The sequence below is a fragment of the Nocardioides sp. genome, from assembly GCF_036401255.1.
Classification (GTDB): domain Bacteria; phylum Actinomycetota; class Actinomycetes; order Propionibacteriales; family Nocardioidaceae; genus Nocardioides.
On record NZ_DASWVI010000443.1, the window covers coordinates 1 to 6365 of the forward strand.

At 71.2% G+C, this 6365-nt stretch carries 9 protein-coding genes; all 9 read left to right on the forward strand.

Annotated features, from left to right (window positions below; all coding sequences use genetic code 11):
• Positions 1 to 75: 75 nt before the first annotated feature.
• Complete coding sequence (fliD, locus tag VGD85_RS20180) at positions 76 to 1419, forward strand: flagellar filament capping protein FliD (RefSeq protein ID WP_331065222.1); 1344 nt, start codon at positions 76 to 78, stop codon at positions 1417 to 1419.
• Between the two features lie 17 nt (positions 1420 to 1436).
• On the forward strand, positions 1437 to 1826 hold the full coding sequence (gene fliS, locus VGD85_RS20185) for a flagellar export chaperone FliS (protein WP_331065223.1): 390 nt from the start codon (positions 1437 to 1439) through the stop codon (positions 1824 to 1826).
• Positions 1823 to 2182, forward strand: coding sequence for a hypothetical protein (locus VGD85_RS20190; RefSeq protein ID WP_331065224.1), 360 nt, complete (start codon positions 1823 to 1825; stop codon positions 2180 to 2182). The genes fliS and VGD85_RS20190 overlap by 4 nt, the downstream gene beginning before the upstream one ends.
• 198 nt (positions 2183 to 2380) lie before the next feature.
• Positions 2381 to 2737: a flagellar basal body rod protein FlgB gene (locus VGD85_RS20195; protein ID WP_331065225.1), complete on the forward strand. Its 357-nt coding sequence runs from the start codon at positions 2381 to 2383 to the stop codon at positions 2735 to 2737.
• Positions 2737 to 3129, forward strand: a complete 393-nt coding sequence (locus VGD85_RS20200; protein ID WP_331065226.1) for a flagellar basal body rod protein FlgC — start codon at positions 2737 to 2739, stop codon at positions 3127 to 3129. The genes VGD85_RS20195 and VGD85_RS20200 overlap by 1 nt, the downstream gene beginning before the upstream one ends.
• Positions 3129 to 3446 carry a flagellar hook-basal body complex protein FliE gene (fliE, locus tag VGD85_RS20205; protein WP_331065227.1) on the forward strand — a complete coding sequence of 106 codons (318 nt, stop codon included), beginning with the start codon at positions 3129 to 3131 and terminating at the stop codon, positions 3444 to 3446. The genes VGD85_RS20200 and fliE overlap by 1 nt, the downstream gene beginning before the upstream one ends.
• Positions 3443 to 5041, forward strand: coding sequence for a flagellar basal-body MS-ring/collar protein FliF (gene fliF, locus VGD85_RS20210; protein WP_331065228.1), 1599 nt, complete (start codon positions 3443 to 3445; stop codon positions 5039 to 5041). Before fliE ends, fliF begins: the two co-directional genes overlap by 4 nt.
• Positions 5041 to 6063 carry a flagellar motor switch protein FliG gene (gene fliG, locus VGD85_RS20215; RefSeq protein ID WP_331065229.1) on the forward strand — a complete coding sequence of 341 codons (1023 nt, stop codon included), beginning with the start codon at positions 5041 to 5043 and terminating at the stop codon, positions 6061 to 6063. Before fliF ends, fliG begins: the two co-directional genes overlap by 1 nt.
• Positions 6047 to 6365, forward strand: a 319-nt coding sequence (locus tag VGD85_RS20220) for a hypothetical protein (RefSeq protein WP_331065230.1), incomplete at its 3' end; no start/stop codon positions are given. The genes fliG and VGD85_RS20220, both read left to right, overlap by 17 nt.

The window sequence follows — 6365 nt, forward strand, 5'->3', positions numbered from 1 at the left end:
GAGAGCGCCACCCCGCTCTCCCGGGGGCAATCGGGGACCATCCGGCCCCGACCCCCATCCGACCAGGAGGACCCGGTGGCCACGAGCAGCATCAGCGGTCTCGCGAGCGGTCTGGACACCGCGAGCCTGGTCGACCAGCTCATGCAGCTGGAGGCGATCCCGCAGACGCGGCTGAAGACCCAGCAGACGACCGAGAAGTCGGTCCTCAGCGCGCTGCGCTCGCTCAACACCGACACCCTGCTCCTCGCGAGCAAGGCCACGGCCCTCGCGAAGCCCGCCACCTGGCAGACCCTCAAGGCGACCGTCACCGGCACCGGCGTGACCGCAACCGCCGGCGCCACCGCCGCGGCGACCACCCTGTCGTTCACCATCGGCTCCGTCGCTGCGAGCCACCAGCTCGGCTTCACCAACGCCGCCGCCCTCACCGACGTGGTCGCCTCCGGCTCCTCGGTGACGATCACCGGGTCCGACGGCGTCGCCCACGACGTGAGCACCGGCGGTGGCACCCTGAGCGAGCTGGTCTCCTCGATCAACGCCTCGAGCTCCACCACCGGGGTGCGCGCGAGCGCCGTCAAGGTCGCCGACGGCAGCTACCGGCTGCTCGCGGAGTCGACCACGACCGGCGCCGCCTCGTCCTTCACCCTGACCAACGCCGACGGCACCGACCTGCTCGGCGGCGCCTCGGTCCGCGCCGGCGCCGACGCCTCGATCGACCTCGGCCTCGGCATCACCGCGACCTCGAGCACCAACACGTTCACGAACCTGGTCCCCGGCGTCGACGTCACGCTCGCGCCCACCGCGACGGTCGGCGGCACCGCGACCGTCACGGTCGCCCAGGACTCCTCGAGCGTGCGCGCCTCGGTCAAGGGCCTCGTCGACCAGGTGAACTCGCTGCTGAGCCTGATCGACACGCAGACGGCCACGAAGACCGAGACCGGCACGGCCGGCGTGCTGGCCGGCGACACGATGTCGCGGTCGCTGCGCAACAGCCTGGTCAACACGATCTTCGGATCGGACTCGACGTCGATGGCCTCCCTCGGCATCCAGACCGACCGCTACGGCAAGCTCGTCTTCGACGGCGACGCCTTCGACAAGGCCTACGCCGCGGATCCCTCGGGCGTCGCGGCGAAGTTCACGACCGGCGCCACGACGGCGACCGACGGGTGGGCCGCCCGGGTGGCCGCGGTCGCCAAGGGCGCCACGGGTGTCAACGGCACCATCACGGCGGCGATCGCCGGACGCAACACCGCCCTGGATCGTCTCACCGACAGCATCGCCGACTGGGACGACCGGCTCGAGATCCGGCGCAAGACCCTGGAGCGGACCTACACCGCCCTCGAGACGGCACTGTCGAACATGCAGAGCCAGGGCAACTGGCTGGCCGGCCAGATCTCCTCGCTGCCGACCTACTCATCGTGACCACGGAAGGAAGATCGATGAACCCGCACCAGAACCCGCGCGAGACCTACCTGGCCGCGACGGTGTCCACGGCCTCGCCGCAGCAGCTCCTGGTGATGCTCTACGAGCGCCTTGCGCTCGACCTGCAGCGCGCGTCGGAGGCCCTGCGGCTGGGCGAGCCGAGCAAGGCCCACGAGCCCCTGCTGCACGCGCAGGACATCGTGCTCGAGCTCAACGCCAGCCTCGACACCAGCGCCTGGGACGGCGCCAGCGGGCTGGCCGCGCTGTACGACTACCTGCACAGCGAGCTCGTCAAGGCCAACATCGGCAAGAACCTCCGTATCACCGACTTCTGCCTCGACATCGTCTCGACCCTGCGCGACACGTGGCGCGACGCCGCCCTCGGCCTGATCGCGGAGTCGGCGTGAGCACCGAGGTCTTCTCGAACCGCACTGCGGGCTCCGGCGCCTCGGAGCACCTGCACTGGGAGACCGCGCTGGACCGCCTGGAGCTCGACGTGATGCTCGCCGAGCGCCTGCTGGCCGACCCCTCGCGTGAGGGGCACGCCCGGCACGAGCCGTGGGACGAGCCCACGCTGTCCGGCCCGATCCCCGCCGACCTGGTCGACCGGGCCCTCGCCCTCCGCGAGCGCCAGCTCCGGGTGGAGGCCGAGCTGGCCCGAGCCGCCGGCGTCGTCGGCCAGCAGCACCGCTTCGCCGCCCGCGTGGACCGCGCCACCGGCCGCGGCCCGGGCGGCGCGGTCTACCTCGACATCGACGCCTGAGCCACCCCAGCGCCGGGCACCGAGCGCCCGTCCCGATCGTCGGGGCGGGCGTTTCGTGGTTCTCCAGCAAATTCCGGGACTCACCTGTCGGGTTTCGCTCAGGTCGCTCGCGCAGGAGCCGAAGGACCACACGAGCAAGGATCGCTCGCACCCGCCGACGGACCGGCACACGACACCCCCTTCCCAGGAGGCATCGGCATGCCGTTCGCGTTCCCTGACCCTGTCGGCAGTGTGCTCAACGCTGCCCTCGACGGGGTCGCCCTGCGTCAACGCGTCACCGCGGACAACATCGCGAACGTCGACACCCCCGGCTACCGGGCGAGCAGCGTCGACTTCGAGACCAGCCTCCGCGCGGCCATCTCCGCCGGCGACCCGGCCTCCGCGTCCCCCGTGGAGTTCCTGGCCACCGACACCCCCGTCGGCGCGAACGGCAACAACGTCGACCTGCGCAAGGAGACGCTGTCGGCGGTGCAGTCGCAGTTCCAGTACCAGATGCTCACGCGGGCGACCACCGACCGCTTCGCGCTGATCAAGACCGCGGCGGGCGTCGCCTGATGGGCGCGTTCGACACCCTCGCCATCGCCGGTTCGTCGATGGGGGTGCACCAGACCTGGCTCGACACGCTCGCGTCGAACATCGCGAACGTCAACACGGTCACGCCGACCAGCCAGAACGCCTTCCAGGCCCAGATGCTCATCGTGCGCTCCGCCGTGGGCGGCGGCGTCGAGGTGGCCGGGATGGCCCTGAGCGACCCGGCGGGCCGCCTCGTGTCCGACCCCGGCAACCCGATGGCCGACGCCGACGGCTACGTCCGCGCTCCCGAGATGGACATGTCCGCGCAGATGACCCAGCTCGTGATGGCCCAGCGCGGCTTCCAGGCCTCGGTGCAGGTGACCAAGCAGGCGCAGGAGACCTACTCCGCCGCGCTGCAGATCGGGCGTGCGTGATGAGCGTCAACGGGATCGAGGCGGTCGGCTTCACGCCGTTCGTCGCGCCGCAGCTGAACCCGACCGACACCGTCCGCGGCAGCTCGCAGGTCGGCTCGTCGTTCGGGGACCTCATGGTCGACGGCCTGGACCGGCTCGAGGCCGTCCAGGACAAGTCCGACAAGCTCGCCGTCCAGGCCGCCACCGGTGACCTCGACAACATCCACGACTACACGATCGCGGCCACCGAGGCCGCGGTCACCACCCAGTTGACCGTCGCCGTGCGCAACCGTGCGCTCGAGGCGTTCAACGAGATCATGCGGATGCCGATCGGATGAAGCAGAAGCTGACCCGCAGCCTGACCAGCCTGCGGACGACGTTCACGTCCTTCACGCTCGGCCAGCAGGTCGTGTCCGTGATCGGCACGGTGGCGATCCTGCTCGCCGCGTTCATGGTGTTCCGGTGGGTCTCGACCCCCGACTACGCGCCGCTGTACAGCAACCTCGCGGCCTCCGACGCGTCGGCGATCGTCGACGAGCTCGACTCGCAGGGGACGCCGTACAAGCTCGCCAACGGCGGCTCGACGATCATGGTCCCGCGCGACTCCGTCTACTCCACCCGGATCTCCCTGAGCGGGCAGGGCCTGCCCGAGCAGTCGAGCAGCCAGGGCTACTCGCTGCTGGACAACCAGGACATCTCGACCTCCGAGTTCCAGGAGCAGACCGACTTCAAGCGGGCCATGGAGGGCGAGCTCGCCTCGACCATCGAGTCCATCGACGGCGTCACCACCGCGGTCGTCCACCTCGCGCTGCCGCCGGCCAAGGTCTTCGCCGACGAGCAGGACCCGCCGACCGCGTCGGTGCTCATCGACACCGCGGCCGGGAGCACGTTCAACCCCGAGCAGGTCCAGGCGATCGTGCACCTCGTCGCGTCGAGCATCGACGGGCTGGACCCCGACAACGTGACCGTCGCCGACTCCTCGGGCAAGGTGCTCTCCTCGACCGAGTCCGGTGCCCTCGGCGCCAGCACCCGCGACCAGCAGGTCGCGGCGTTCCAGCAGCAGACCAGCCAGCGGATCCAGACGATGCTCGACCGGGTCCTCGGGCCCGGCAACTCGACGGTCCAGGTGACCGCCGACCTGGACTTCGACAAGTCCGTGTCGGAGTCGACCACCTACGGCAAGCCCGCCAAGGGGTCGCTGTCGTCGAGCTCGAGCAGCGAGAAGTACAACGGTCCCGCCGGCGGCACCGGCACCACCGGGGTCGTCGGCCCCGACGGCCAGATGGACAGCTTCGGCACCGCCGGCACCGGCGGCAAGTCGTCGTACGTCAAGGAGTCCCAGACCTCCGACAACGCGATCCCGACGACCGTCGAGCACCGTGAGACCGCGCCCGGCAGCGTGAACTCGCTGCACGTCGGCGTCGTGCTCGACACGACCGCCGCACAGACCGTGAACGCCACCGACGTGCAGGACCTGATCTCCGCAACGGTGGGCATCGACCCCAACCGCGGCGACACGGTGCAGGTGACGACGATGCCGTTCGACCGCACGGCCGACAAGGCGGCTGCCGCCGAGCTCGCGGCCGCCGCGAAGGCCGCGAAGACCGAGAAGATGTGGGCGATGGCCCGCAACGCCGGGATCGCGGTCGCGATCCTCGCGATCCTCCTGGTCGCCTGGCTGCGCTCCCGCCGGAAGGCGAAGCGGCGCGAGCAGACCACGACGTACCTCGTCGAGCAGCTGCGCAACGACGCCGCCGAGCGCCAGGCCGCGGCCGTCGCCGCCGCCGCGATCCAGAACGTCCCCGCCCTGGAGGCGCTCGAGGGCGTCGACCACGCCGGCGACGACCTCCGTCGTGAGCTCGCGGACCTGGCCGACGGTCAGCCCGAGGACGTCGCGTCGCTGCTGCGCGGCTGGCTGGTGGAGCGGTCCTGATGGCGATGACCACGATGAACCTCACCGCTGCCGGCGTGCGCAAGGCCGCCGTCGTCTTGATCCAGCTCGGCCGGGACAACGCCGCCTCGGTGCTCAGCCACCTCTCCGAGAACGAGGTCGAGGCGATCTCCGCGGAGATCGCCCGGCTGGAGTACGTCGACCCCACGGAGAGCGTGGCCGCGCTGACCGAGTTCCGCGAGATGGCCAACGCCCGCGCCAACATCGCCCGCGGCGGCCTCAACTTCGCCCGGATGATGCTGGAGCAGTCCCTCGGCTCGGAGCGGGCCGGCGAGATCATCGAGCGGCTCCAGGCCGCCGCGGTGCAGATGCCGTTCCAGTTCCTGCACCGCGCCGACCCCTCGCAGCTGCGGACCTTCATCGCCGACGAGCACCCGCAGGTGATCGCGCTCGTGCTGGCGCACATGACGGCCGAGAAGGCCTCGCTGGTCCTCTCCGGCCTGCCCTCGAGCCTCCAGGCCGAGGTCGCGCACCGGATCGCCGTCATGGACCGGACCTCCCCCGAGATCATCCACGCGGTCGAGGCGAGCCTCGAGCGCAAGCTGTCCTCGGTGCTGCAGCCCGCCGAGATGTCGCGGGTGGGCGGCGTGGACCCGCTGGTCAACATCATCAACCGGTCGGACCGGGTGACGGAGCGCCAGATCGTCGAGGGCCTGGAAGCGCTCGACGCCGAGCTCGCCGAAGAGGTCCGCAGCCGGATGTTCATGTTCGAGGACATCGTCAAGCTCGAGGACCGCTCCGTGCAGCTGGTGGTCCGCCAGGTCGACCAGGCCGAGCTCGCCCTCGCGCTCAAGGGCGTCAGCGACGCCGTGCGCACCAAGATCACCTCCAACCTGTCCAGCCGCGCCGCCGAGACGCTGCTCGAGGAGGTCGACCTGCTCGGCGCGGTCCGCCTCGCCCAGGTCGAGGAGGCCCAGCAGTCGATCATCCGGCGCATCCGCCAGCTCGAGGAGCAGGGCCAGATCATCATCAACCGCGGGAGCGACGATGAGCTCATCTCCTGAGGGAGTGGCCGCCGGCTACCGCGCGGTCGAGCAGCCCGACCTCCGCACCGGCGTCTGGACCCGGCTGGGCGATTCCGCCGTGCTGGGCGACGTCGTCACCGAGGCCGCGCTCAGCGGCCTGGCGGAGCGGACGCACACGGCGGCCCGCTCCCAGGGGTACGCCGTGGGCTGGGCCGAGGGCCGACAGGAGGCGCTGGTCCGGGCCTCCGAGGCCGCCGCCGTGACCGAGCAGCGGCTCCGCGACGAGGAGGCCCGGCGCGAGCGCGAGCACCAGGCCGCGCTCGCCGCGCTCGCGCAGGCCG

Bases quoted from the DNA above. Each gene is read 5' to 3' on its own strand.
- fliS (WP_331065223.1), top strand. From the start codon at position 1,437: ATGAACCCGCACCAGAACCCGCGCGAGACCTACCTGGCCGCGACGGTG.
- VGD85_RS20195 (WP_331065225.1), top strand. From the start codon at position 2,381: ATGCCGTTCGCGTTCCCTGACCCTGTCGGCAGTGTGCTCAACGCTGCC.
- VGD85_RS20200 (WP_331065226.1), top strand. From the start codon at position 2,737: ATGGGCGCGTTCGACACCCTCGCCATCGCCGGTTCGTCGATGGGGGTG.
- fliE (WP_331065227.1), top strand. From the start codon at position 3,129: ATGAGCGTCAACGGGATCGAGGCGGTCGGCTTCACGCCGTTCGTCGCG.
- fliF (WP_331065228.1), top strand. From the start codon at position 3,443: ATGAAGCAGAAGCTGACCCGCAGCCTGACCAGCCTGCGGACGACGTTC.
- fliG (WP_331065229.1), top strand. From the start codon at position 5,041: ATGGCGATGACCACGATGAACCTCACCGCTGCCGGCGTGCGCAAGGCC.